General features: G+C 69.1%; 22 protein-coding genes. 9 read left to right on the top strand and 13 right to left on the bottom strand.

The features are described 5' to 3' along the window. Positions 1 to 37: 37 nt before the first annotated feature. Together OG259_RS21015 and OG259_RS21020 are read right to left on the bottom strand one after the other, a co-directional pair. Positions 38 to 1,420 (bottom strand): serine hydrolase domain-containing protein, encoded by a 1,383-nt coding sequence (locus OG259_RS21015; protein ID WP_328943671.1) that lies wholly within the window; start codon positions 1,418 to 1,420, stop codon positions 38 to 40. Positions 1,421 to 1,462: 42 nt separating this feature from the next. Then, positions 1,463 to 1,753 (bottom strand): hypothetical protein, encoded by a 291-nt coding sequence (locus tag OG259_RS21020; RefSeq protein ID WP_328943672.1) that lies wholly within the window; start codon positions 1,751 to 1,753, stop codon positions 1,463 to 1,465. Between the two features lie 2 nt (positions 1,754 to 1,755). Between OG259_RS21020 and OG259_RS21025 the strand changes: the two genes are divergently transcribed. Continuing rightward, positions 1,756 to 2,613 (top strand): alpha/beta fold hydrolase, encoded by an 858-nt coding sequence (locus tag OG259_RS21025; protein WP_328943673.1) that lies wholly within the window; start codon positions 1,756 to 1,758, stop codon positions 2,611 to 2,613. Positions 2,614 to 2,763: 150 nt separating this feature from the next. On the opposite strand, the gene OG259_RS21030 is transcribed toward OG259_RS21025, so the two are convergent. From OG259_RS21030 to dnaB, 3 genes are all read right to left on the bottom strand, one after another. Continuing rightward, positions 2,764 to 3,600: an alpha/beta fold hydrolase gene (locus OG259_RS21030; protein ID WP_328943674.1), complete on the bottom strand. Its 837-nt coding sequence runs from the start codon at positions 3,598 to 3,600 to the stop codon at positions 2,764 to 2,766. Further along, complete coding sequence (locus tag OG259_RS21035) at positions 3,597 to 4,190, bottom strand: TetR/AcrR family transcriptional regulator (protein ID WP_328943675.1); 594 nt, start codon at positions 4,188 to 4,190, stop codon at positions 3,597 to 3,599. The genes OG259_RS21030 and OG259_RS21035 overlap by 4 nt, the downstream gene beginning before the upstream one ends. 84 nt (positions 4,191 to 4,274) lie before the next feature. After that, on the bottom strand, positions 4,275 to 5,756 hold the full coding sequence (gene dnaB, locus OG259_RS21040; protein WP_266894150.1) for a replicative DNA helicase: 1,482 nt from the start codon (positions 5,754 to 5,756) through the stop codon (positions 4,275 to 4,277). Positions 5,757 to 6,179: 423 nt separating this feature from the next. On the opposite strand from dnaB, the gene OG259_RS21045 reads away from it, so the two are divergent. After that, on the top strand, positions 6,180 to 7,517 hold the full coding sequence (locus OG259_RS21045) for an MATE family efflux transporter (protein WP_328943676.1): 1,338 nt from the start codon (positions 6,180 to 6,182) through the stop codon (positions 7,515 to 7,517). A 119-nt stretch (positions 7,518 to 7,636) separates the two neighbouring features. Here the strand turns inward: OG259_RS21045 and rplI are convergent, their stop codons facing one another. The 4 genes from rplI to rpsF all read right to left on the bottom strand — a co-directional run bounded on the left by rplI (position 7,637) and on the right by rpsF (position 9,355). Next, a complete protein-coding gene (gene rplI / locus OG259_RS21050; protein WP_266894146.1) occupies positions 7,637 to 8,083 on the bottom strand; it encodes a 50S ribosomal protein L9 in 447 nt (148 codons plus the stop codon). Between the two features lie 18 nt (positions 8,084 to 8,101). Further along, complete coding sequence (gene rpsR, locus OG259_RS21055; protein WP_003956534.1) at positions 8,102 to 8,338, bottom strand: 30S ribosomal protein S18; 237 nt, start codon at positions 8,336 to 8,338, stop codon at positions 8,102 to 8,104. A gap of 55 nt (positions 8,339 to 8,393) precedes the next feature. Next, positions 8,394 to 8,990 (bottom strand): single-stranded DNA-binding protein, encoded by a 597-nt coding sequence (locus OG259_RS21060; RefSeq protein WP_328943677.1) that lies wholly within the window; start codon positions 8,988 to 8,990, stop codon positions 8,394 to 8,396. A gap of 74 nt (positions 8,991 to 9,064) precedes the next feature. After that, positions 9,065 to 9,355 carry a 30S ribosomal protein S6 gene (gene rpsF, locus OG259_RS21065; protein ID WP_015034882.1) on the bottom strand — a complete coding sequence of 97 codons (291 nt, stop codon included), beginning with the start codon at positions 9,353 to 9,355 and terminating at the stop codon, positions 9,065 to 9,067. 284 nt (positions 9,356 to 9,639) lie between these two features. On the opposite strand from rpsF, the gene OG259_RS21070 reads away from it, so the two are divergent. The 3 genes from OG259_RS21070 (at position 9,640) to OG259_RS21080 (ending at position 12,327) form a co-directional block, all read left to right on the top strand. After that, the gene (locus tag OG259_RS21070; RefSeq protein WP_328943678.1) at positions 9,640 to 9,954 is read left to right on the top strand and encodes a hypothetical protein; all 315 of its coding nucleotides are present in this window, start codon (positions 9,640 to 9,642) and stop codon (positions 9,952 to 9,954) included. Between the two features lie 119 nt (positions 9,955 to 10,073). Further along, positions 10,074 to 11,192 carry a lipid II:glycine glycyltransferase FemX gene (locus OG259_RS21075; RefSeq protein ID WP_266894140.1) on the top strand — a complete coding sequence of 373 codons (1,119 nt, stop codon included), beginning with the start codon at positions 10,074 to 10,076 and terminating at the stop codon, positions 11,190 to 11,192. A gap of 103 nt (positions 11,193 to 11,295) precedes the next feature. Next, positions 11,296 to 12,327 carry an alanine racemase gene (locus OG259_RS21080; RefSeq protein WP_328943679.1) on the top strand — a complete coding sequence of 344 codons (1,032 nt, stop codon included), beginning with the start codon at positions 11,296 to 11,298 and terminating at the stop codon, positions 12,325 to 12,327. A 29-nt stretch (positions 12,328 to 12,356) separates the two neighbouring features. Here the strand turns inward: OG259_RS21080 and OG259_RS21085 are convergent, their stop codons facing one another. The 3 genes from OG259_RS21085 to OG259_RS21095 form a co-directional block, all read right to left on the bottom strand. Then, positions 12,357 to 13,868 (bottom strand): glycosyltransferase family 87 protein, encoded by a 1,512-nt coding sequence (locus OG259_RS21085; RefSeq protein WP_443051991.1) that lies wholly within the window; start codon positions 13,866 to 13,868, stop codon positions 12,357 to 12,359. Between the two features lie 127 nt (positions 13,869 to 13,995). Then, a complete protein-coding gene (locus OG259_RS21090) occupies positions 13,996 to 16,413 on the bottom strand; it encodes a transglycosylase domain-containing protein (protein WP_328943681.1) in 2,418 nt (805 codons plus the stop codon). Then, positions 16,410 to 16,589 (bottom strand): hypothetical protein, encoded by a 180-nt coding sequence (locus tag OG259_RS21095; protein ID WP_328943682.1) that lies wholly within the window; start codon positions 16,587 to 16,589, stop codon positions 16,410 to 16,412. The genes OG259_RS21090 and OG259_RS21095 overlap by 4 nt, the downstream gene beginning before the upstream one ends. Before the next feature lie 553 nt (positions 16,590 to 17,142). Here OG259_RS21095 and OG259_RS21100 point away from each other — a divergent pair. From OG259_RS21100 to OG259_RS21110, 3 genes are all read left to right on the top strand, one after another. Then, positions 17,143 to 17,823, top strand: a complete 681-nt coding sequence (locus tag OG259_RS21100) for a PadR family transcriptional regulator (protein ID WP_328943683.1) — start codon at positions 17,143 to 17,145, stop codon at positions 17,821 to 17,823. Positions 17,824 to 17,871: 48 nt separating this feature from the next. Continuing rightward, positions 17,872 to 18,954 carry an inositol-3-phosphate synthase gene (locus OG259_RS21105; RefSeq protein WP_266894130.1) on the top strand — a complete coding sequence of 361 codons (1,083 nt, stop codon included), beginning with the start codon at positions 17,872 to 17,874 and terminating at the stop codon, positions 18,952 to 18,954. 75 nt (positions 18,955 to 19,029) lie between these two features. Continuing rightward, complete coding sequence (locus tag OG259_RS21110) at positions 19,030 to 20,289, top strand: MFS transporter (RefSeq protein ID WP_328943684.1); 1,260 nt, start codon at positions 19,030 to 19,032, stop codon at positions 20,287 to 20,289. An 80-nt stretch (positions 20,290 to 20,369) separates the two neighbouring features. Here the strand turns inward: OG259_RS21110 and OG259_RS21115 are convergent, their stop codons facing one another. Next, on the bottom strand, positions 20,370 to 21,836 hold the full coding sequence (locus OG259_RS21115; RefSeq protein ID WP_328943685.1) for a CCA tRNA nucleotidyltransferase: 1,467 nt from the start codon (positions 21,834 to 21,836) through the stop codon (positions 20,370 to 20,372). Between the two features lie 211 nt (positions 21,837 to 22,047). Here OG259_RS21115 and OG259_RS21120 point away from each other — a divergent pair, with 211 nt between their 5' ends. Continuing rightward, a complete protein-coding gene (locus OG259_RS21120) occupies positions 22,048 to 24,423 on the top strand; it encodes a DUF6049 family protein (protein ID WP_328943686.1) in 2,376 nt (791 codons plus the stop codon). The last annotated feature ends 19 nt before the right edge of the window (positions 24,424 to 24,442 follow it).

Consider the following 24,442-nt stretch of genomic DNA (forward strand, 5'->3'; position numbering starts at 1 on the left):
CCGGTGCGCTGTTTCACGTGAAACACCGCAGAACGGCTCAGAGGCCACGCCAGCCCGCCTCATCCACACCGCCCGGCACCGCGTCCGCCGGCGCGTACGGCTCCCGGGTGAACACGAACGAGCCGAGGTCGAGATGGCTCACACTGCCGTCGGCGCGCCGCACCGCCCGGAGCGTCTCCCCCTCGTAGTAGCCGTTCAGCCCGACCCAGCCACCCTCGGGCAGCGCCCGGAAGCGAGCCCGCCGCCCGGCTCCCCGCAGGGGTTCGAGCACCACGCCCCGCTCGGGGCCGAGCCGGAGCCCGTAGGCGTAGGTACCCCAGTACCAGGGCCCCGTCAGAGCCAGCAGCTCCTCGTCGGCCTCGGCCTCGGGAAGCGGGCGCCAGGGCTCCGGGAACCTCGGCTCCGCCTCCGCCACGATCCGTACGAGATCGGCGGCCACGACCCCCGTCAGCGGCCCCGAGGTGGCGTTGGAGAGGGCGATCGCCGCCAGTCCGTCCTCCACGCTCACCCAGAGGGCCGCGACGAAGCCGGGGAGGGAGCCGGTGTGGCCGATCAGGGTGCGGCCGTCCTTGCGTACGAGCTGGAGACCCAGCCCGTAGCTCCCCTCCCAGTCCCCTTCGCCGGCCGCGGAGGCCGGAGCGCCCATCTCCTCCACGGAAGCCGCGGCGAGGACCCTCTCGTCACCCGCCGCGAGGAACGCGGCGAAGCGGGCGAGGTCCCCCGCCGTCGACCAGAGCTGCCCGGCCGGCGCCATCAGCCCGAGGTCCTCGGACGGCTCGGGCAACATCACATCGGCCCAGGGATGCACCGCCCAGCCACCGGCGTGCGGGGCGACCGGATCGAGCGTCGTCCGGCTCATCCCCAGCGGCTCCAGGAGCTCGCGCCGCAGCGCCTCCTCCCAGGAGACTCCTCGCACCGCCTCGATCAACGAACCGAGCAGTGTGTAACCGGGGTTGGAGTAGTGGTGACGGCGCCCCGGCGACCGGAGGAAGGGCCGCTCCCCCAGAACGTCGGCGAGCTCCGGCCGCAGCGCGGCGGACGAGCGCTCCCACCACTGGCCGGGCGTCTCGGCCGCGAGCCCCCCGCTGTGCCCGAGGAGTTGGGCGATCGTCACCTCCCCGACGCCGGTCCCCTTGAGGTGCCGCTCCAACGAGTCGTCGAGACCGAGGAGTCCCTCGTCCCGCAGCCGCATCACCAGCACGGCGGTGAACACCTTGGTGATCGACCCGATCCTGAACTGCGTGTCGGCGTCCGGCGCGTGCCCGTCCACGCAACTGCGCGAACCGCTCCACACCAACGCTCCGTCACGCACGACCGCCCCCACGAAGGACGGCGCCCGCCCCTCGGACTGGGCGACCGCGACACGATGCAGCAGAGCCCGCTCGGTACCGGGCAACAGGGATTCGAAAGATGTAGTCATGAGACCCATCCAACGTGAACTTCCCCCGTGGCGGCTTCCCGATTACCGGTGCGCCGCGATGGTCTCCTCGATGCCGACGAGGGCGGCGAGCTGCTCCCGGGAGAGCAGCGAGGCGAAATGCCGGTGGACGGAAGCCAGATGGGCGGAGGTCGCACCGTCGTATGCCGCACGCCCGGCGGGGGTCGGCAGGACGTCGTCGCCGCGGCCGTCCCGCTCGCGCGGTTCGCGCGCGACGAGGCCGCGCCCCTCCGTGCGACCGAGGTGCCGCGACAGGCGGCTTTGCGCCCAGCATCTTCGATACAGGCAACGAGAGCGACCGGAAGGCGGCAGCACCCATGCGAGGCACCGAACACTTCATCCGTACCAACGGCGTCGAACTGTGCACCGAGACCTTCGGTGACCCCGCCGACGCGCCCCTCCTGCTCATCCACGGCGCGGGTCACTCGATGCTCGCCTGGAACGAGGAGTTCGTCCGTCGCCTCGCGACCGGCGGCAGGTACGTGATCCGCTACGACAGCCGGGACGCGGGCCGGTCCACGGGATATCCCGCGGGCGAGCCGCCGTACGATCTGCGCGCTCTCGTCGCCGACGCCGCCGGGCTGCTCGACGCGCTCCACCTTCGGTCCGCGGAGATCGTCGGCATGTCCCAGGGCGCGGCCGTCGCCCAGCTGCTCGCCCTCGACCACCCGGACCGGGTCGCCGCACTCGCCCTCGCTTCCTCGACCCCCGGAGGGCCGGGCCACGAACAGCCCGACCTGCCGCCGATGTCCGAGGCCCTGCGGGCGGTCTTCACCGAGGACGCGCCGGTGCCCGACTGGGACGACCGAGCCGCCGTCGTCGACTATCTCGTCGAGGGCGAGCGCCCCTTCGCCGCTCCCTCACGCCCGTTCGACACCGACGCCCTGCGCGCCTGGGCCGCGCGGGTCGCCGACCACGCGCGCGACATCGCCGCGCAGGTCACCAACCCCTTCATGATCGATGCCGGAGCGCCCTGGCGGGATCGCCTCGGCGCGATCACGGCACCGACACTCGTCCTGCACGGCACCGAGGACCCGCTGTTCCCGCTGGAACACGGGCGGGCGCTCGCCGCCGAGGTCCCCGGCGCCGGCTTCCTCGCCATGGAGCGGACCGGCCACGAGGTGTTCCCCCGCGAGGTCTGGGACGTGGTCGTTCCCGCGCTCCTCCGGCTGTAGGTTCTCCGGTTCGCTGCCCTCCGGGGACTCTGCGACCTGCCGTTCTTCCCTCTGGCTCAGACAGTTCCGGATCGGTTCGGTCTCAGCACCGTGTCAGTCGTGTCGGTTCCTCTGACGGTCCTCGGCATGGTTGCCCAGGGCGAGTGGGATTCAGGCACGGAGGGCCTTCCGCAGGAGTTCGCCGAACTCTGCCGGGTGTGTGGTCAGTCCGGTGTGCCCGCCGGGGAAGTGCCGGAGTTCCATGCCAAGACGATCGGCAAGAAAAGCGGCCGGACGGTAGGGCAGCTCGCCGCGTGAGTCCTCGCCGCATGCGAGGACGAGCCGGTCCGACAGCGCCGCCATTCGGTGGATGTCCGGCGCGTAGGACATGAAACTCGGCACGATGCGGCCGACGAAGTACGGCAGGTTCGCCATCGTCTGCTCGGCCCGCGCCGCCGCTTGGGGCGGAAGTTCGATCTCGGCCTCCGGCTCGGTGGCCTCACCGTCCTTCTTCAGCCCGGCGGCGAACTCGGCCATCGCCGGCATGAGCCCCTGCGTGCGGAAGGTCTCCTTCACACGGGCGATGAGCGCGCGATGCTCGGAGGCGTCCGGAAGGACCTCCACCAACGGGGGCTCGTGCGCCACGACGCGTGCGACGCGTTCGGGATGGGCGGTGAGCAAGTGCACTGCGACGATCGCGCCCGAGCTGGCGCCGAACACTCGGGCGGGCTCACGGGGCGACATCAGCTCCAGGATCCGGAACGCGTCGTCGGCGTGCTCGACCACGTGCTGCTCGGCGTCGGGATCGTCCAGCGTGCTGCGGGACATGCCGCGCGGGTCGTAGGTCGCGACGGTGTACTCCGTGGCCAGGCCGTCGGCGATGCCGTCGAAGGAGGCCGCGCCGCCCGTCCCGCCGGGGATCAGCAGCAGGAGCGGGCCCTGGCCGCGCACTTCGTAGTGCAGGGTCGCGCCGTTCACACGCAGGCTGCCCATGGTCGGGGCGGTCATGAGGAATCTCCTTCTCGGGACGGGGGCCAGTGCTCCAGGAGGGTGTGCAGGGCGTCGAGCGCACGGACCCAGGACTGCTGCGGCGCACGCGCGTGCGCGAACCCGCCCGCGGCCTCCAAGGCGACGAAACCGTGGAACGTGCTGCGCAGCAGCCGGACCGCGTCGGTCAGGTCGGGCTCGGTCAGCCCGTAGCCGCGCAGCATGCCGTAGGTCAGTTCGACCGCACGCCGGGGTCCGGATGCCTTCGCGGCCAGCTCAGGGTCGATCCGGATCGGGGTCTGCGTCGCTGTGTACCGGCCCGGGTGGGTGTGGGCGTACTCCCGCCAGGCGTTCGCAAAGGCGACCAGAGCGTCTCTGCCCGACCGGCCGGCGGTCGCCTCCGCGATGCGGATGGTCTTCTCGTCCGCCGCCAGAAGCGCGATCCGTCCCCGCAGGTCCTCCAGGTTGCGGACGTGCGTGTAGAGGCTCGCGTCCTTCACGCCCAGCCGCCGCGCGACCTGCGACATGGTCACCTGGTCGAGTCCGACCTCGTCCGCCAGCTCGGCACCCGCGATCGTGACCCGCTCCGCCGTCAGCCCGGCACGCACCATGTGCCCCTCCTCACATCGCCTAGGACCCCTAGGTATAACCTAGAGGTCCTAGGGAAGCAAGGTGAGGCTCTACGGCCGGCGAGGTCAGGTCTGAGCCATGTCCACGAAACGGGAGTAGTGGCCCTGGAAGGCCACGGTGATCGTGGCCGTCGGGCCGTTACGGTGCTTGCCCACGATGATGTCGGCCTCGCCCGCTCGCGGGGACTCCTTCTCGTAGGCGTCCTCGCGGTGCAGCAGGATCACCATGTCGGCGTCCTGCTCGATCGAGCCGGACTCACGCAGGTCGGAGACCATCGGCTTCTTGTCGGTGCGCTGCTCGGGGCCACGGTTCAGCTGGGAGAGCGCGATCACGGGCAGCTCAAGCTCCTTGGCGAGGAGCTTGAGGTTTCGCGACATGTCGGAGACCTCTTGCTGACGGCTCTCCTGGCGCTTCGAGCCACCGGACTGCATCAGCTGCAGATAGTCGATGATGACGAGCTTGAGCCCGTTGCGCTGCTTGAGCCGGCGGCACTTCGCCCGGATCTCCATCATCGACAGGTTCGGGGAGTCGTCGATGTAGAGCGGGGCCTGTGAGACGTCCGGCATCCGGCGGGCCAGGCGGGTCCAGTCCTCGTCGGTCATCGTGCCGGAGCGCATGTGGTGCAGCGCGACCCGTGCCTCCGCCGAGAGCAGACGCATGGCGATCTCGTTGCGGCCCATTTCGAGGGAGAAGATGACGCTGGGCAGGTTGTGCTTGATGGACGCCGCCCGGGCGAAGTCCAGGGCGAGGGTCGACTTACCCATGGCGGGACGGGCCGCGATGATGATCATCTGACCGGGGTGCAGACCGTTGGTGAGCGAGTCCAGGTCGGTGAAACCGGTGGGTACACCGGTCATCTCACCGCTGCGGGAGCCGATCGCCTCGATCTCGTCGAGCGCCCCCTCCATGATGTCGCCGAGCGGCAGATAGTCCTCGGTGGTGCGCTGCTCGGTGACCGCGTAGATCTCGGCCTGGGCCGAGTTCACGATCTCGTCGACGTCTCCGTCGGCCGCGTATCCCATCTGCGTGATCTTGGTGCCTGCCTCGACGAGCCGTCGCAGGACGGCCCGCTCGTGGACGATCTCCGCGTAGTACGAGGCGTTGGCCGCGGTCGGGACCGACTGGACCAGGGTGTGGAGATAGGAGGCGCCGCCGACCCGGGTGATCTCGCCGCGCTTGGTGAGCTCGGCGCCGACCGTGATCGGGTCGGCCGGCTCGCCCTTGGCGTAGAGGTCGAGGATGGCGGAGTAGACGGTCTCGTGGGCGGGCTTGTAGAAGTCGTTGCCCTTGATGATCTCCACGACGTCCGCGATGGCGTCCTTGGAGAGCAGCATGCCGCCGAGGACGGACTGCTCGGCGTCGAGGTCCTGCGGGGGAACGCGCTCGAAGCCGGAGAGCCCTCCGTCCCACGGCCCCTCGTTGCCCCGCTCGTGCTGGTCGTCGCGCCCGCGGCCGCGACCACGCCCTTCGCCTCGGGTTCGGGTGGGCAGTCGGTCACTTGGTCCGCTGTCGGCCCAAGGGTCGTCCATGGGCTCGGGAACGCTCACCAAGCACCTCCTCCCGTCCGCTCCGCGGACCTCGCCGTGCCACTCTTTCTTACGCCACGGGCTTGATCAACGAGTGGCTTTGCGACCGCTTCTGGCGCGTCGGGCGCCGGTCCACGGTAGGCCCGCGAGGGGCGTCAGCCAATCTGGTTATCCACAGGCCCTGTGGGTGAAGGGCCAGAGTCTGTGGAGAACTCGCCGGAACCTGTGCACGGACCGGGGGACAGCCATGTGGACAAACTCATAAACCCCCCGACCTCATGGGCCTGACCTGCCCTTTTCCCATCCGGGGGCTGTGGGGGAGAAAAACTTTTGCCCCTGGGCCAAGATCAGAACAAACGACCCACACCCGAAGCGCCTTGCCCCTCGAAAGTAAGGATCACAGATGCATTGCATCTCTTACCTGTGGAAGATTAGATTGACCCCATGACCCAGGCCCCCGAGACCTCCCAGGCCGTCCGCCGACAGCACGACCGCGAGATCGTCTCCCTCGCCCTGCCGGCCTTCGGCGCTCTCGTCGCCGAGCCGCTCTTCCTCATGGTCGACAGCGCCATCGTCGGCCATCTCGGCACCCCCCAGCTCGCGGGTCTCGCCATCGCCGCCGCTCTGCTGTCCACCGCCGTCAGCGTCTTCGTCTTCCTGGCCTACGCCACCACGGCCGCCGTCGCCCGCCGCGTCGGCGCCGGAGACCTCCAGGCCGCCATCCGGCAGGGCATGGACGGCATCTGGCTCGCCCTCCTCCTCGGCGCCGCCGTCGTCGTGCTGACGCTGCCCACGGCACCGTGGCTCGTCGATGTCTTCGGAGCCTCCGACACCGCGGCTCCGTACGCCATCACGTACCTGCGGATCTCCAGCCTCGGCATCCCCGCGATGCTGGTGGTCCTGGCCGCGACCGGCGTCCTGCGCGGTCTTCAGGACACCCGTACGCCGCTCTACGTGGCCATCGGCGGCTTCGCCGCCAACGGCGCGCTCAACATCGGGCTGGTCTACGGGGCCGGTCTGGGGATCGCGGGCTCCGCCTGGGGCACGGTCATCGCCCAGTGCGGCATGGCCGCCGCCTACCTCGTCGTGGTCGTACGGGGCGCCCGGCGCCACGGAGCGTCCCTCCGCCCCGACTCGGCCGGCATACGCGCCTCCGCCCAGGCCGGTGTCCCACTCCTCGTCCGTACGCTCTCGCTCCGCGCAGTCCTGTTGATCGCCACGGCGGTCGCGGCCCGAATGGGCGACGCGGAGGTCGCCGCCCACCAGATCATCCTGTCCCTGTGGAGTCTGATGGCCTTCGCCCTCGACGCGATCGCCATCGCGGGCCAGGCCATCATCGGGCGCTATCTCGGTGCGGACGACGCCGAGGGCGCACGCCAGGTCTGCCGCCGCATGATCCAGTGGGGCGTGGTGTCCGGTGTGGTCCTGGGCGCGCTGCTCATCGTCGCCCGCCCTCTGTTCATCCCGCTCTTCACCGGCGACGCCACCGTCCAGGACACCCTGCTCCCCGCCTTGCTCGTCGTCGCACTCTCGCAGCCGATCTCCGGGGTCGTCTTCGTCCTCGACGGTGTCCTGATGGGCGCGGGGGACGGCCCCTACCTGGCCTGGGCCATGCTGCTGACGCTGGCCGTCTTCGCCCCGGTCGCTCTCGCGATCCCGGCGCTCGGCGGCGGGCTGACGGCGCTCTGGTGGGCGATGACGCTGATGATGTCGGTCCGGATGGCCACGCTCTGGCTCCGCTCCCGCTCGGGACGCTGGATCGTCACCGGCGCCACACGCTGAATGTTTCACGTGAAACGTCCGGTTTCACGTGAAACGACGGCAGCCGACACAGCGGAAGGGCCGCACCCCGAGGGGTGCGGCCCTTCCTCACTGCTGAGCGCAGACTGCCAGGGGCAGCGTTACGCGGCGACGATCTCGACGCCGAGCTTCGCGGCCACGTCGGCGTGCAGACGCACGGACACCTGGTGCGAGCCCAGGGTCTTGATCGGCGAACCGAGCTCGACGCGACGCTTGTCGACGTCGGGGCCACCCGCGGCCTTGATCGCCGAGGCGATGTCGGCCGGGGTCACGGAGCCGAAGAGACGGCCGGCGTCGCCGGAGCGAACGGCCAGGCGCACCTTCGTACCCTCGAGGCGGGCCTTGATCTCGTTGGCCTGCTCGATGGTCGCGATCTCGTGGATCTTGCGGGCGCGGCGGATCTGCGCCACGTCCTGCTCGCCACCCTTGGTCCAGCGGATCGCGAAACCACGCGGGACCAGGTAGTTGCGGGCGTAGCCGTCCTTGACGTCGACGACGTCGCCGGCGGTGCCGAGGCCGGAGACCTCGTGGGTCAGGATGATCTTCATTATTCGGTCACCCTTTCCTTATCGCGCGGTGGACGTGTAGGGCAGCAGCGCCATCTCACGGCTGTTCTTGACGGCCGTGGCGACGTCACGCTGGTGCTGCGTGCAGTTGCCGGTCACGCGGCGGGCACGGATCTTGCCGCGGTCGGAAATGAACTTCCGCAGCATGTTCGTGTCCTTGTAGTCCACGTAGACGGTCTTGTCCTTGCAGAACGCGCAGACCTTCTTCTTAGGCTTGCGCACAGGCGGCTTCGCCATGGTGTTTCTCCTGTGTGATCAAGAATGGGGGTACGAGCTGCTTCGAGGGCGTGCCCTAGAAGGGGGGCTCGTCCGAGTAGCCGCCGCCGGAGTTTCCACCCCAGCTGCCACCGCTGCCCTGCTGCTGGCCGCCGCCGGAGGAGGAGGGACCGCCGGTCGCCCACGGGTCGTCGGCGGGAGCACCGCCACCACCCTGCTGGCCACCGCCGGAGTTTCCACCCCAGCTGCCACCGCCGCCGGCCTGCTGGCCGCCGCCGCCCCCGCCGTAACCACCCTGGCCGCCTCGACCGGTGGTCTTGGTGACCTTGGCCGTGGCGTTCTTGAGGCTGGGGCCGACTTCCTCGACATCCAGCTCGTAGACCGTGCGCTTGACGCCCTCACGGTCCTCATAGGACCGCTGCTTCAGCCGGCCCTGCACGACGACGCGCATGCCTCGCTGAAGCGACTCGGCGACGTTCTCCGCCGCCTGACGCCAGACCGAGCAGGTGAGGAAGAGGCTTTCGCCGTCCTTCCACTCATTGGTCTGACGGTCGAAGGTGCGGGGGGTGGACGCGATACGGAACTTCGCGACCGCCGCACCGGACGGGGTGAAGCGCAGCTCGGGGTCGTCGACAAGATTGCCGACGACCGTGATGACGGTCTCGCCTGCCATGGGGGAACCTCTCGGCGGGATTGCTTCTGGCTGCTTTGTTGCTACTCGGATCCGATGACCACTGAGCTAGACGCTCAGTGGGTCTCGGGACGGAGGACCTTGGTCCGGAGGACCGACTCGTTCAGGTTGAGCTGTCGGTCGAGCTCCTTGACGACTGCAGGCTCGGCCTGCAGGTCGATGACCGAGTAGATGCCCTCGGGCTTCTTCTTGATCTCGTAGGCGAGACGACGACGGCCCCAGGTGTCGACCTTCTCGACCTTTCCGTTGCCCTCACGGACGACGGAAAGGAAGTTCTCGATCAGCGGGGAGACAGCGCGCTCCTCGAGATCGGGGTCGAGGATGACCATCACTTCGTAGTGACGCATGTGGAACCCACCTCCTTTGGACTCAGCGGCCACGGTCGTTCCGTGGCAGGAGGGTCGTGATGCGTAAGCAACGGTATCCGCCACCACTGACAGTCCCCCTCGGCGAACGAGGGGCACTGCCGGGATCCAGACGGACCAGGGCAGACACCGGTGCAGACCGTACAGAGTACCCGCTCATCGCCCTGCGGTTGAAATTCACTGGTGAGGGGACGCAATCTGTACACAACGGATGTCGGCGGCGCTACGATGCGCCGCCTTCCGGCAGCTACGCCAGGAGGTGCCCCATGGCACAGGCAATGCGACCCGACCCCGGCCACTCCCTCTTCGCCACCGACGGCAAACCGCACCCCATCCAGGACACCCTGGTCGGAGTGACGCTGGTCCTCGGCGTCATCGCCTTCGTCACCGCGCAGTTCCACAACCTGCACCTACTGAGTTCCTGGACGGGGCTCATCGGCATCCTGACCGGCGGCTACGGACAGTTCATCTCCGTGACGACCCGCGAGCGCTTCCTGCTGATCCTCGGACTCGGCGCCTCGGCGTTCGGCTTCTACCTCGGTATGGCCCACGGCGGGCTCTTCGGCGGCGTCGTCAGCTGAGCCGAACGGCACGTCAGGGCGTACACGCCCATCCGGGGCGCTCCCCGGTCACAGTAGGCTTCGGCGCGAGAGCCGGAGCCCCTGACCGATGGGGACACACCTGCCGAGGAGCGCCCCGCATGAGCCTGACCCTGAGGACCATCAGTCGTGAGCAGCATCTGGGTTTCATCCAGAGCCAGCCCGCGGCGAGCCACTGCCAGGTCCCGGCGTGGGCTGATGTGAAGACCGAGTGGCGCTCGGAGAACCTCGGCTGGTTCGACAAGAACGGCGAGCTCGTAGGCGCCGGCCTGGTGCTCTACCGCCAGCTCCCGAAGATCAAGCGCTACCTCGCCTATCTGCCCGAGGGCCCGGTCATCAACTGGCACGCGCCCAACCTCGACGACTGGCTGCAGCCGATGCTGGCGCACCTCAAGCAGCAGGGCGCCTTCTCGGTGAAGATGGGCCCGCCGGTCGTCATCCGGCGCTGGGACTCGGCCGCCATCAAGGCCGGCATCCAGGACCCGGACGTCAAGCGCCTCAAGGACGTCGAGGCCACCCACATCGAGCCGCGTGCCTTCGAAGTCGCCGACCGGCTGCGGAAGATGGGCTGGCAGCAGGCCGAGGACGGTGGCGCCGGCTTCGGCGACGTGCAGCCCCGCTACGTCTTCCAGGTCCCGCTCGCGAACCGCTCGCTCGACGATGTCCTCAAGGGCTTCAACCAGCTGTGGCGCCGCAACATCAAGAAGGCCGAGAAGGCCGGTGTCGAGGTCGTCCAGGGCGGCTACGAGGACCTGGCCGAGTGGCAGCGCCTGTACGAGATCACGGCCGTCCGTGACCACTTCCGGCCGCGCCCGCTCTCGTACTTCCAGCGCATGTGGACCGTCCTCAACAGCGAGGACCCCAACCGCATGCGGCTCTACTTCGCCCGCCACAACGGCGTGAACCTCTCCGCTGCGACGATGCTCGTCGTCGGCGGCCACGTCTGGTACTCCTACGGCGCCTCCGACAACATCGGCCGTGAGGTCCGGCCCTCGAACGCGATGCAGTGGCGCATGCTGCGCGACGCCTACGCGATGGGCGCGACCGTCTACGACCTGCGGGGCATCTCGGACTCGCTCGACGAGACCGACCACCTCTTCGGGCTCATCCAGTTCAAGGTGGGCACGGGCGGCGAGGCCGTCGAGTACGTCGGCGAGTGGGACTTCCCGCTCAACAAGCTGCTGCACAAGGCGCTCGACATCTACATGTCGCGCCGCTGATCCGTGACGTCGCGTCGCTGCCCCGTGCCGTACCGCTGACGTTTCCGTAGTCTCGTACATACCTTTGATACACCGCTGCCATCAGAAAGGTTCCGGGCCGGCCATGGCGCTCTCCCTCTACGTCGACACCGCTCGCTGGCGCGCGCACCAGAAGACCGTCATCGACCAGTTCCCCGGTGTGATCCCGGTCTGCAAGGGCAACGGCTACGGCTTCGGCCACGAGCGCCTCGCGGACGAGGCGGCCCGGTTCGGCGCCGACATGCTCGCCGTGGGCACCACGTACGAGGCCGCGAAGATCAAGGACTGGTTCAGCGGCGACCTGCTGGTCCTCACCCCCTTCCGACGGGGTGAGGAACCGGTTCCGCTGCCCGACCGGGTCATCCGTTCCGTGTCGTCGGTGGACGGCGTCCACGCCCTGGTGGGGGCCCGCGTCGTCATCGAGTGCATGAGCTCGATGAAGCGGCACGGTGTCCGCGAGGAGGAGCTCCCGCAGCTCCACGCCGCCACCGAGGACGTGCGCCTGGAGGGCTTCGCGCTCCACCTCCCCCTGGACCGCCCGGACGGCACCGACGCCGTCGAGGAGGTCATCGGGTGGATGGACCGACTGCGGGCCGCCCGGCTGCCGCTGCACACCATGTTCGTCAGCCATCTGCGGGCCGAGGAACAGGCACGGCTCCAGCAGCAGTTCCCCCAGACCCGCTTCCGCGCCCGGATCGGCACCCGCCTCTGGCTGGGTGACCACGAGGCCACGGAGTACCGGGGCGCGGTCCTCGACGTGACCCGGGTCTCCAAGGGAGACCGGTTCGGCTACCGCCAGCAGAAGGCCGCGTCGGACGGCTGGCTGGTCGTCGTCGCCGGCGGCACCTCGCACGGCGTGGGCCTGGAGGCCCCCAAGGCGATGCACGGCGTCATGCCGCGCGCCAAGGGCGTCGCACGGGCCGGTCTCGCCACCGTCAACCGGAACCTTTCTCCGTTCGTCTGGGCCGGGAAGCAGCGCTGGTTCGCCGAGCCGCCGCACATGCAGGTGTCGATCCTGTTCGTGCCGGCCGACGCACAGGAGCCCCGGGTCGGCGACGAGCTCGTGGCCCATCTGCGCCACACCACGACGCAGTTCGACCGGCTCGTCGAGCGCTGAGCCGGCCGGTCCCCCTCACCCCCGGGAGCTCAGCTCCTGGGGGTGCCCCATTCCACCCGCGGCCCGTCCTCGGCGGGCGGGGCCGCGTGCCGGGCCGGATGGGCCGCCCTGCCCGCGACGAAGACGTCCTCCGCACCGTCCAGGACGCCCCCCGAGGGGTCGTCCCCCCCGTCCTGCCGGACCGGGTCCTTCTCGGGCGTGAGGATGTCGCGTACGACCATCGCGCACAGGTACAGGGTGCCGAGCAGGTGCAGGACGATCGCGAACTGGTAGCCGTCCACCGGCAGTCCCTGCTTGGCGTTGCCGCTGGTCGTGAACGCCAGGTACATCCAGACACCCACGAAGTACATGACCTCGCACGCCTGCCAGATCAGGAAGTCGCGCCAGCGCGGCCGGGCGAGCGCCGCCAGCGGGACCAACCAGAGCACGTACTGCGGTGAGTAGACCTTGTTGGTCAGCACGAACGCGGCGACGATCAGGAAGGCCAGCTGGACGAAGCGCGGCCTGCGCGGCGCGGTGAACGCCAGGTAGGCGAGCCCGCCGACCGCCACCACCATCAGCAGCAGCGCGTACAGGTTGGCCTGGTCAGGCGTGATCGCGTCGCCCGTCCGCTGGCTGACCAGCAGCCAGATCGAACCGAAGTCGACGTTCCGGTCCCGGCTGAAGAGGTAGAACTGCTTCCAGCCCTCGGGGGCCAGCAGCATCACAGGCAGGTTCACCACCAGCCACGCACCGCCCGCACCGAGCACCGCGGTCCCGTACTCCCGCCACTTCCCGGCCCGCCAGCAGAGCAGCAGCAGCGGGCAGAGGAGCAGTATCGGGTAGAACTTGGCGGCGGTGGCCAGGCCGAGCAGGATGCCGAAGGCCAGCGGGCGTTCGCGCGACCACATCAGGATCGCGGCGGCGGTCAGCGCGACGGCCAGTATGTCCCAGTTGATCGTGGCGGTCAGCGCGACCGAGGGGGCCAGGGCGACGAGCAGCCCGTCCCAGGGGCGCAGCCGGTGCGTCCGGGCCACACAGACCGCGAGGACGGCCGCGCAGACCATCAGCAGACCCGCGTTGGCCAGCCAGTACGACTGCTCCTGCTGCATGGTGTCGCCGCCGCCCGGCGTCAGCCAGGCCGCGACCTCCATGAAGAGTCCGGTCAGGACCGGGTACTCCAGGAACGGTATGTCGCCGCCCAGCCGGTCGAAGTAGGGCACCAGGCCGTCGGCGAAGCCCCGCCCCGAGAAGAGGTGCGGGATGTCCGAGTAGCAGGCGTGGGTGTACTGGGAGGTCGTGCCCCGGAACCAGGCCCAGTTGTAGCAGGGCAGTTTCTGCACCATGCCGAGGGCGAACATGCCGATGGCGACGAGGGCGATCACCCGCACCGGCGTCAGCTGCCCGGTGCCGGTCACCGCCCGGCGGCCGTAGGGGCCGCCGATCAGTTCGCTGCCCGCGGCGGCCACCTTGTCCCGGTGGGTGGGGATGACCGTCTGCGAGCGGCCCTGCGACCGGTCCTGCGGCGCGCTCGTCTTCTGGAGGCTCGGCATGGGGGACATCCTGCCGTACGGCTCCGGGAAAACGGCGAGAGCCGCCGCGGCCGACCCGTACGGAAGGTACGGATCGGGCGCGGCGGCCCTCACGGAGTGCGTCGACGGGGGGATCAGCGAGTGCCCCGGACGAGGATCAGGGGATCCAGGTCCCGTCGTCGGGCTTGCCGTTGCCCCCACCTGGGCCGTTGCCTCCGCCGTCCGTCGCTGAGTCCGTCGGCGTCGGTGTGTCGGTGGCGGGTGGCGTGGTGGTGGGCTGCCCGGTGTTGCCGCCCGGGTTGCCCGGTTCCTGGGTGTTGTTGCAGTCCCAGTCCCAGACGCCACAGGTCGTCTTGCCCGGCTTCGGCGTCCGCGTCGGCGGGGGAGTCGTCGTCGGAGGCGCCGTGGTGGTCGGGGGAGCCGTCGTCGGCGTCGCCGAGGTCTCGGTCGGCGTCGGCGTGGCCGTCGGGGTCGGCGTCGGGCTCTTGGCGCCGCCGCCGAAGACGGGCTGGGCGCCTTCCAGCTTCTCCGGCTTCGGGAAGTCCACGAGCGGCATGCCCTCCACGGCATCCGTCATGTACTCCCGCCAGATCCGCGAGGGGAACGACGAACCGTGAATCGTCGGCTGGTCACCCGTGCCGTACATCTTCTCGAACTTGCGGTCCTTCTTCGTCCCGTCGTCGTCGAAGCGGTACATGTCGATCGCGGTCGACAGCTGGGCCGTGTAGCCCACGAACCAGGCCGACATGTTGTCGTCGGTCGTACCGGTCTTGCCGGCCACCGCGCGGCCCGGGATCCGCGCCTTCCGGCCGGTACCCCGGTCGTCGTCCACGACGCTCCGCAGCACGTCGGTGACGTTGCCGGCGATGGCCGGGCTGAAGGCCACCTTGGGCTTGGCCTCGTGCTCCTTGTAGACGACGCCGCTCTTCTTCACCATCTCGACGGAGTAGGGGTCGTTCTGCTTGCCCTCGTTGGCGAAGGTGGCGTACGCGCCGGCCATGCGAATGGCGCTCGGGCTGGAGACACCGAGGGAGAAGGACGGCACCTCGCCCTTGACCAGGGACTCCTCGCGGAGTCCGGCGGCGACGGCGGCGTTGCGGACCTTGTCGATGCCGACGTCCATGCCGAGCTGCACATACGGCGAGTTGGCGGACTTGATCATGGCGTAGCGAAGCGAGATCGGCCCGTAGCTGGCGTCCTCGTCATTGCTCTGACGCCACTCGTCCCCGTTCTCGTCCTTCCAGATCTCCCCGTTGTACCGGCGGATCTCCAGGTCGTCCTTGCCGTTGTAGAGGCTCTTGTCCGGGTCCAGGATCTTGCGTTCGGACGCGTCCTGATCGGCGCTGAGCTCCGGGTTCCGGACGCCGTCCTTCATCGCGGCGGCCAGCACGAAGGGCTTGAACGTCGACCCGACCTGGGCGCCGGTGCTGTCGGCGTTGCTCTGGAAGTGCTTGGTGGCGTCGGCGCCGCCGTAGATGGCGACGATCTTCCCGGTCGCCGTGTCGACGGAAGCGCCGCCGAACTGGACGTGCGTGTCCGTCTTCGGGCGCTTCTTCGGGTCGATGTTCTCCTTGATCACGTCCTTGATCACGGATTCCATCTTGTCCACCTTGTCCTTCTCGAAGGTGGTGTAGATCTCGTAGCCGCCGCGCTCCAGATCCTGTTCGGTGATACCGAACTGCGCCTTGACGTTCGCCTTGGCGGTGCTGACCAGATATCCGATCTGACCGCTCAGATTGGCACTCTTCTTGGGCCCCTCGACCTTGGGGAACTTCGTGTACTTCGCCCGCTCCTCGGCCGGAAGATGCCCGTCCTTCTGCATCTCGTCGAGAATCCATGACCACCGCTTGGTGGCCCGCACGGTGTTGTTCTCGGGCGTGGCCTCGGGGTCGATCTCGGGATAGCCGGCCGGGTCGTAGTACGTCGCGCCCTTGAGGACCGCGGCGAGCAGCGCCGACTGGCTGGGGTTGAGCTTCTCGGCGTCCGTGTTGAAGTAGGCCCGAGCCGCCGCCTGAACGCCGTAGGCGCCGCGTCCGTAGTACGCGGTGTTCAGATAGCCGGCCATGATTTCGTCTTTGTCGGTCTCGTTGCCGACCTTCATGGAGATGAAGAGTTCCTTCACCTTCCGGCTGATGGTCTGCGACTGGTCGTCAAGACGGTTGTTCTTCACGTACTGCTGGGTGATCGTCGAGCCACCCTGGGTCTCGCCGCCCTTGGCCATGTTCCACACGGCGCGGCCGATACCCATGGGGTCGATTCCGGAGTCGTCCCAGAAGGTCTTGTTCTCGGCCGAGATCACCGCGTTCTGCATGGACTTCGGAATCTTCGCGAACGGAACGATCTGGCGGTTCGTACCGCTGCCCGTCGCGACCATCCGGGTCTTGTCGGCCCAGTAGTAGATGTTGTTCTGCGACTTCGCGGACAGAGCCTCGTTGGGAACGTCCACCCGCGAATACGCGATGGCGGCCGCGCCCATCACGCTCGCCACGAAGAACAGGAAGGTGCCCGTCACGAACTTCCACGACGGCATCCAGCGACGCCAGCCGTGCTTGCCGTACCTCGGGTAGTCGATCATGCGCTTCTTGCCCGGCGGACGGCCACCGGGGCCGCGACCAGGACCGCGGCCTCCACCGCCGCCACCACCACCACGCCGTCCGCCCCCGGGGCCACCCGGGCCACCGGGGCCGGCCTCCGCCCCCCTGCGGCGGCTGCCGCGCTGGGCAGCCCGACGGGCCTCCGCGCGACCTCCATAGGCTTGCTGCTCCTCTCCATGAGAGGAACGGGGTCCGTACGAGGCCGAAGGGGCCCCCGTACCGACGTCCTGGGCCGGGGCCGACCTGCGGCCCACCGGCTGCTGGGCAGCGCGCCGTGCCGCCGCGCGACCGCCCGTCGGCGGCTGCTGCGGCGGCATTTTGCGACGATGCTCGCTCATCGAACGACTACTCCTCGGGCAGGCACACAGGCCTGGAAGCGGCAGTTGAGTTCCGGTCCCCCCGAAATGCGCACGGCCGGAACCCCATCGGAGGCCCCTCCGTATCGCAGCCGGTCACCCGGAGCACTGACGCCCCTCGGCAGCGCTCGGTTCCCGGTGTTCTGCATGCCGCACAGACTACGCACGGCCAAAACCCACCTAGGGCCGGAGTTCACCCCAAATCAGGCAAGTCGATCGCTGTGAATTGACGATGTGACGCCGGTCACGGCGGTCCCACTTGTCGAGACAGACGGGCCGTTCTATCGTGCTGATGTATCGAGTCGATACATCAGCACGGCATAAGAGCCCCGAAGGCGGAGGAGGAGGCGACGAATGAGCAGACGCTCCGGCATCCTCGAGTTCGCCGTTCTCGGCCTGCTGCGCGAGGCTCCGATGCACGGGTACGAGCTGCGGAAGCGTCTCAACACCTCGCTGGGCGTCTTCCGGGCCTTCAGCTACGGAACGCTGTATCCCTGCCTCAAGACGCTGGTCGCCAACGGCTGGTTGATCGAGGAACCGGGCAGCGCTCCCGAGGAAGCCCTCGCCGCTTCACTCGCAGGACGCCGGGCCAAGATCGTCTACCGGTTGACGGCCGCGGGTAAGGAGCACTTCGAGGAGCTCCTGTCCCACACCGGCCCGGATGCCTGGGAGGACGAGCACTTCGCCGCACGCTTCGCCTTCTTCGGGCAGACCGAGCGCGAGGTGCGGATGAGGGTCCTCGAAGGCCGCCGCAGCCGGCTGGAGGAGCGTCTGGAGAAGATGCGCGCCTCCCTGGCCCGGACCCGCGAGCGCCTCGACGACTACACGCTTGAGCTGCAGCGCCACGGTATGGAGTCCGTGGAGCGCGAAGTGCGCTGGCTGAACGAGCTCATCGAGAGCGAGCGGGCGGGGCGGGATCAGCGATCCGGCCCCGACACCCCCGCTCTGCACGACAACGATTCTGGAGAGACGGGCGGCCTGCCCCGGCACGGGGGCAGTACCCGGCCGGATCCGTCCGACGACACCGCCAAGTGAAACCCTGCGCACAGCAGGGCTTCCACGATCACACAGGGAGCAACCGGAATGGGTTCGGTTCGCGTAGCCATCGTCGGCGTGGGCAACTGCGCCGCCTCGCTGGTGCAGGGCGTCGAGTACTACAAGGACGCCGACCCGGCGGCCAAGGTGCCCGGCCTGATGCACGTCCAGTTCGGCGACTACCACGTCCGTGACATCGAGTTCGTGGCCGCCTTCGACGTCGACGCGAAGAAGGTCGGCCTCGACCTCTCCGACGCCATCGGCGCCAGCGAGAACAACACCATCAAGATCTGCGACGTCCCGAACAAGGGCGTCACGGTCCAGCGCGGTCACACGCTCGACGGTCTCGGCAAGTACTACCGCCTGACCATCGAGGAGTCCGCCGAGGAGCCGGTGGACGTCGTCCAGATCCTCAAGGACCGCCAGGTCGACGTTCTCATCTGCTACCTGCCGGTGGGTTCCGAGGACGCGGCGAAGTTCTACGCCCAGGCCGCCATCGACGCCAAGGTCGCCTTCGTCAACGCCCTTCCGGTCTTCATCGCCGGCACCAAGGAGTGGGCTGACAAGTTCACCGAGGCGGGCGTCCCGATCGTCGGCGACGACATCAAGTCGCAGGTCGGCGCGACCATCACGCACCGCGTGATGGCGAAGCTGTTCGAGGACCGCGGTGTCCGTCTTGAGCGCACCATGCAGCTCAACGTCGGCGGCAACATGGACTTCAAGAACATGCTGGAGCGCGACCGCCTGGAGTCCAAGAAGATCTCCAAGACCCAGGCCGTCACCTCGCAGATCCCCGACCGTGAGATGGGCGAGAAGAACGTCCACATCGGTCCGTCGGACTACGTGGCCTGGCTGGACGACCGCAAGTGGGCGTACGTGCGCCTCGAAGGCCGTGCGTTCGGCGACGTTCCGCTGAACCTCGAGTACAAGCTCGAGGTGTGGGACTCCCCGAACTCGGCAGGTGTCATCATCGACGCCCTGCGCGCCGCGAAGATCGCCAAGGACCGCGGCATCGGCGGCCCCATCCTCTCCGCGTCGAGCTACTTCATGAAGAGCCCGCCGGTTCAGTACTTCGACGACGAGGCCCTGGCCAACGTCGAGAAGTTCATCAAGGGTGAGGTCGAGCGCTAAAGCTCCGCACGCTTGTCGATCGAGGGTCCCCGCGGCACTGCCCGGGGGCCCTCTTCGTATGTGAGTCTTGCTGCCATGTCCGTCGTACGTGATCTGCGCGTACTCCTGCGCCTGACGAACTTCCGCCGCCTGCTCGCGGTCCGGCTGCTCTCCCAGTGCGCCGACGGCGTCTACCAGGTGGCCCTGGCCACGTACGTCGTCTTCTCCCCCGAGAAACAGACCTCCCCGGCCGCGATCGCCTCCGCCATGGCGGTCCTCCTGCTGCCGTACTCGCTCGTCGGGCCCTTCGCGGGTGTGCTCCTCGACCGCTGGCAGCGCCGTCAGGTCTTCCTGTACGGCAACCTCCTGCGGGCCGTCCTCGCCGGCGGGACCGCCGTACTCGTCCTCGCCTCCGTCCCCGAGTGGCTCTTCTACGCCTCCGCGCTCTCCGTCACGGCCGTCAACCGCTTCGTCCTCGCGGGTCTCTCGGCCTCGCTCCCGCGAGTCGTCGACGCCGAACGGCTGGTCGTGGCGAACTCGCTCTCCCCCACCGCCGGCACCCTCGCCGCGACCGTGGGAGGCGGTCTCGCCTTCGGCATCCAGCTGATCGCCGACAAGTCCGACGCGGCCGTGGTGGCCTTCGGCGCCGTCCTCTACCTCTGCGCCGCCCTCGCCTCCCTGCGGATGTCCAGGGAACTCCTGGGGCCCGATACCGGCCTCGTGCCCCAGCGACTCGTTCCGGCCCTCGCCTCCACGGCCCGCGGCCTCGCCGAGGGAGTGCGACACCTCGGCGAACGACGGCCGGCGGCCCGCGCCCTCGCCGCGGTGAGCCTGATGCGCTTCTGTTACGGAGCGCTGCTCGTCACCGTGCTCATGCTCTGCCGCTACGAGTGGAGCTCCACGGAGTCCGAAGGGCTCGGGCTCCTCGGAATCGCGGTCGCCGCCTCGGGCGCGGGCTTCTTCGCGGCGGCCGTGCTCTCCCCCTGGGCTGTGGGACGGCTCGGCCCCTTCGGGTGGATGACGGTGTGCGCGGCGACGGCCGCCGTGCTGGAACCGCTGCTCGGCCTGACCTTCGCCCCCGCTCCGTTCTTCGTCGCCGCCTTCGTCCTCGGGCTCATCACCCAGGGATCCAAGATCGCGACGGACACGGTGGTGCAGACGTCCGTGGACGACGCCTATCGAGGCCGGGTCTTCGCGCTGTACGACGTGCTGTTCAACGTGGCCTTCGTGGCCGCGGCGGGGGTCGCCGCGCTGATGCTGCCACCCGACGGCCGTTCCACCCTGCTGATCGTCCTGGTGGCCGTGATCTACGCGGCAATCGCCCTGGCGTTGCGCGGGGAACGCGCGAAGGGGTGATGTTTCACGTGAAACACCACCCCTCACAGGTCCCGGCGCTGCGATGTTTCACGTGAAACATGGCAGGGCCGGGACGCGGCTCAGCCCTGTGCGGCCCACCACTCCTTGAGCGCGGCGACGGCTTCGTCGTGCTCCATCGGCCCGTTCTCCAGTCGGAGCTCCAGCAGGAACTTGTAGGCCTGACCGATGGCGGGACCGGGACCGATGCTCAGGATCTCCTGGATCTGGTTGCCGTCGAGGTCGGGACGGATCGCGTCGAGCTCCTCCTGCTCCTGGAGCTGGGCGATGCGGTCCTCCAGGCCGTCGTAGGCGCGGGAGAGCGCGCCCGCCTTGCGCTTGTTGCGGGTGGTGCAGTCCGAGCGGGTCAGCTTGTGCAGACGCGAGAGCATCGGCCCGGCGTCACGGACGTAACGGCGCACGGCCGAATCCGTCCACTCGCCGGTCCCGTAGCCGTGGAAGCGGAGATGCAACTCCACGAGCCGCGAGACGTCCTTGATCATCTCGTTGGAGTACTTGAGCGCGGTCATGCGCTTCTTGGTCATCTTCGCGCCCACCACCTCGTGGTGGTGGAAGGAGACCCGGCCGTCCTTCTCGAAACGGCGGGTGCGCGGCTTGCCGATGTCGTGGAGCAGGGCCGCGAGGCGCAGCACCAGGTCGGGGCCGTCCTCCTCCAGGTCGATGGCCTGGTCGAGCACGGTCAGCGAGTGCTCGTAGACGTCCTTGTGGCGATGATGCTCATCGCTCTCCAGGCGGAGTGCGGGCAGCTCGGGAAGCACATGGTCGGCGAGACCGGTGTCCACGAGGAGCCCGAGGCCCTTCCTGGGGTGGGCGGAGAGCAGCAGCTTGTTGAGCTCGTCACGGACCCGTTCGGCGGAGACGATCTCGATCCGGCCGGACATCTCCTTCATCGCCGTGACGACCTCGGGGGCGACCTCGAAGTCCAGCTGGGCGGCGAAGCGCGCGGCCCGCATCATGCGCAGCGGGTCGTCGGAGAAGGACTCCTCCGGCGTACCCGGCGTACGGAGCACCCGGGCGGCGAGGTCCTCAAGACCGCCGTACGGGTCGATGAACTCCTTCTCCGGGAGAGCCACGGCCATGGCGTTGACGGTGAAGTCACGCCGGACGAGGTCCTCGTCGATGGAGTCGCCGTAGGAGACCTCGGGCTTGCGCGAGGTCCGGTCGTACGCCTCCGAGCGGTACGTGGTGACCTCGATCTGGAAGCTCTGAACGACGTCTCCGACGCGGGCCTCCTTCTGGGAGCCCACCGTCCCGAAGGCGATGCCGACCTCCCACACCGCGTCGGCCCACGGACGGACGATCTTCAGTACGTCCTCGGGGCGGGCGTCGGTGGTGAAGTCCAGGTCATTGCCGAGCCGGCCGAGCAACGCGTCCCGGACCGAGCCACCGACCAGCGCGAGGCTGAACCCGGCCTCCCGGAAGCGGCGGGCGAGGTCGTCGGCGACGGGGGACACACGCAGCAGTTCACTGACCGCGCGGCGTTGCACCTGGCTCAGTGCAGTCGGGGTGTCTTCGTTGGCGTTCGGCACAACAGAAAAGGGTACGTGCCCCGGCTCGCGGTGACGTCCTCGTTTTCCCGTGGACAGGACCCTCCGAGCCGCCGGACGGGGCCGGACGAAGATCCACTGGAGCAGTCCCCGGCACTTGCTCCCAGCGTGCCTCGTTACCATGCCTGGACACAGCAACCGGGAACCACCTACACCACTGACACCAGAGACAACGACGAGGACGGGCGAACGCGTGGCCGAGGCGGCAGACATCCAGGGAACCGGTCCCTCACCTGCCCGCCGATGGCTGCGGCGCACGATCACCGTCGCCTTCGGGGCGCCGCTCCTGGCCGGCCTGCTCCAGGCCCCGGCCGCGACCTCCCCGGCGTCCGCCGCCGAGGACGCCACCGGTTCGAAGACCGTCGATGTGTCTCTCGACACGCTGGCGCCGAGCGCGCCCGTCGAGGGGGACACGGTCACCATCACCGGCACGGTGACCAACCGGAGCAAGAAGACCGTCACCGACGCGACCGTGGACCTGCACGTCGGGCCCCGGATGACGAGCCGCAGCGAGATCGACCAGGTCACCAAGCGGACCGGCTTCCGGAACGACAGCGACCCGGCCCCCCTCGACGACGCCCCCACGGTGAAGGTCCCCCGGCTGGGCCCCGGCCTCAGTACGGACTTCTCCCTCTCCGTGCCGGTCTCCGAGCTCGGATTCGACGACGCGGGGGTCTACCAGTTGGGCGTCTCCCTCATGGGCCAGACCTCGGACCGGCGCTACGACCGGGTCCTCGGTATCGAGCGGACCTTCGTGCCGTACCAGCCCGAGGCCACCGAGAAGAAGACCCAGCTCACCTACCTCTGGCCGCTGATCTCCTCCGCCCATGTGTCGGCGGAGACGGCCACCGACGACCAGCAGACCCCGGTGTTCGAGGACGACGCCCTGGCCGCCGAGCTGAAGCCGGGCGGGCGCCTCGACGAGCTGGTCTCGCTGGGCAAGGACCTCCCGGTCACCTGGGTGGTCGACCCGGATCTGCTGGCGTCGGTCGACGCCATGGCGAACGGCTACCGAGTCAAGGACGGCACCCTGCACGTCCCCGGCAAGAACCAGGCCGTCGCCGAGCGGTGGCTGGACTCCCTCGAGAAGGCGATCCAGGGCCACAAGGTCGTCGCCCTTCCCTTCGCCGATCCCGACCTCGCCTCCCTGGCCCACCGCGGCAAGGACGTTCCCGGCTCGCTGGGGCACCTCCAGTCGGCGACCGCCCTCGCCGGGACGACGGTCGAGACCATCCTCCACGTCCAGCCCTCCACCGAGTTCGCCTGGCCCGTCGACGGGGCCGTCGACCCCTCCATCGTGGCGGTGGCGACCTCTGCCGGGGCCGACAAGGTGATCGCCCGCAGCGACAGCGTCCGCGACGACCTCCCCTACACGCCCACGGCTGCCCGCCCCTTCGGCAACGGCAGCACCACGGCGGTGGTCAGCGACGCGCTGCTGTCCACCACCTTCGACGGGGACATGGTCCGCGCGGAGAACTCCACGCTCGCGGTCCAGGAGTTCCTCGCCCAGTCCCTCGCGATCACCCTGGAACAGCCCGAGGACCAGCGCAGCATCGTCGTCGCCCCGCAGCGGATGCCGAGCGTCGCGCAGGCGCAGACCATGGCGACCGCCCTGCGTGGGCTCTCAGGCAAGCGGTGGAGCCAGCCGAGCGACCTCCTGGCCGCCGCCACGGCCAAGCCGGACCCGGACGCCTCCACCGCGGTGCCCCCCGGCTCCCGGTACCCGAAGAAGCTGCGCGACCGGGAGCTGCCCGTCCAGGCCTTCCGTGACATGAAGACCACCCGCGACGAGCTGGACGACTTCAAGGTCATCCTCACCGCCCAGTACCGCGTCGTGCCCCCGTTCAGCAACGCGATCAACCGCGAGATGTCGACCTCGTGGCGCGGGCAGGCCAGAGCCGCCGCGCTCTACCGGATCAACGTCCTGGAGTATCTGCAGACCCTCACCGAGGGGGTCCAGCTGGTCGACAAGTCCGACCTCACGCTCTCCGGCCGCAGCGCGACGATCCCCGTGACCGTCCAGAACAAGCTGCTGCAGGACGTACACCTCGTACTGCGGCTCACCTCCGACAACAAGCACCGGCTGAAGCTGAACGGTGACGGGGTCGCCGAGCAGCCCGTGAAGATCAACGGTGGCCACAGCCAGTCGGTGAAGTTCTCCGCCTCCGCCTATGTCAACGGCCAGGTGCCGATGACGGCGCAGCTCTACACCGACGACGGCACCCCGTACGGGAAGCCGATGACCTTCACCGTCCGGGTCTCCGAGATCACCCCCACGGTGATGCTCGTGATCGCCGGTGGCGTGCTGCTCCTCGTCCTGGCCGGCGTGCGGATGTACAGCCAGCGCAAGCGGGTGGCCGCGCGGAACGCCGAGTCCGAAGCCGCGGAGACGGACACCACTCCGGACGAGACGGATCCGGAGCCTGAGGCGGACACGGCGCCTCAGGAGGCCTCGGCCCCGTCGACGAAGCCCGACGCGGACGAACCCGAGCAGCCGAGTGACCCGACACCGGACACCGGGCCCGAAAGCGGCGACCCGTCGGGCCCGGGTGAGAAAGTGGACCGTTGAGCGATGTCGTGGCCGGTCG

Source organism: Streptomyces sp. NBC_00250, from assembly GCF_036192275.1.
In the GTDB taxonomy this organism is placed as follows: Bacteria; Actinomycetota; Actinomycetes; order Streptomycetales; family Streptomycetaceae; genus Streptomyces.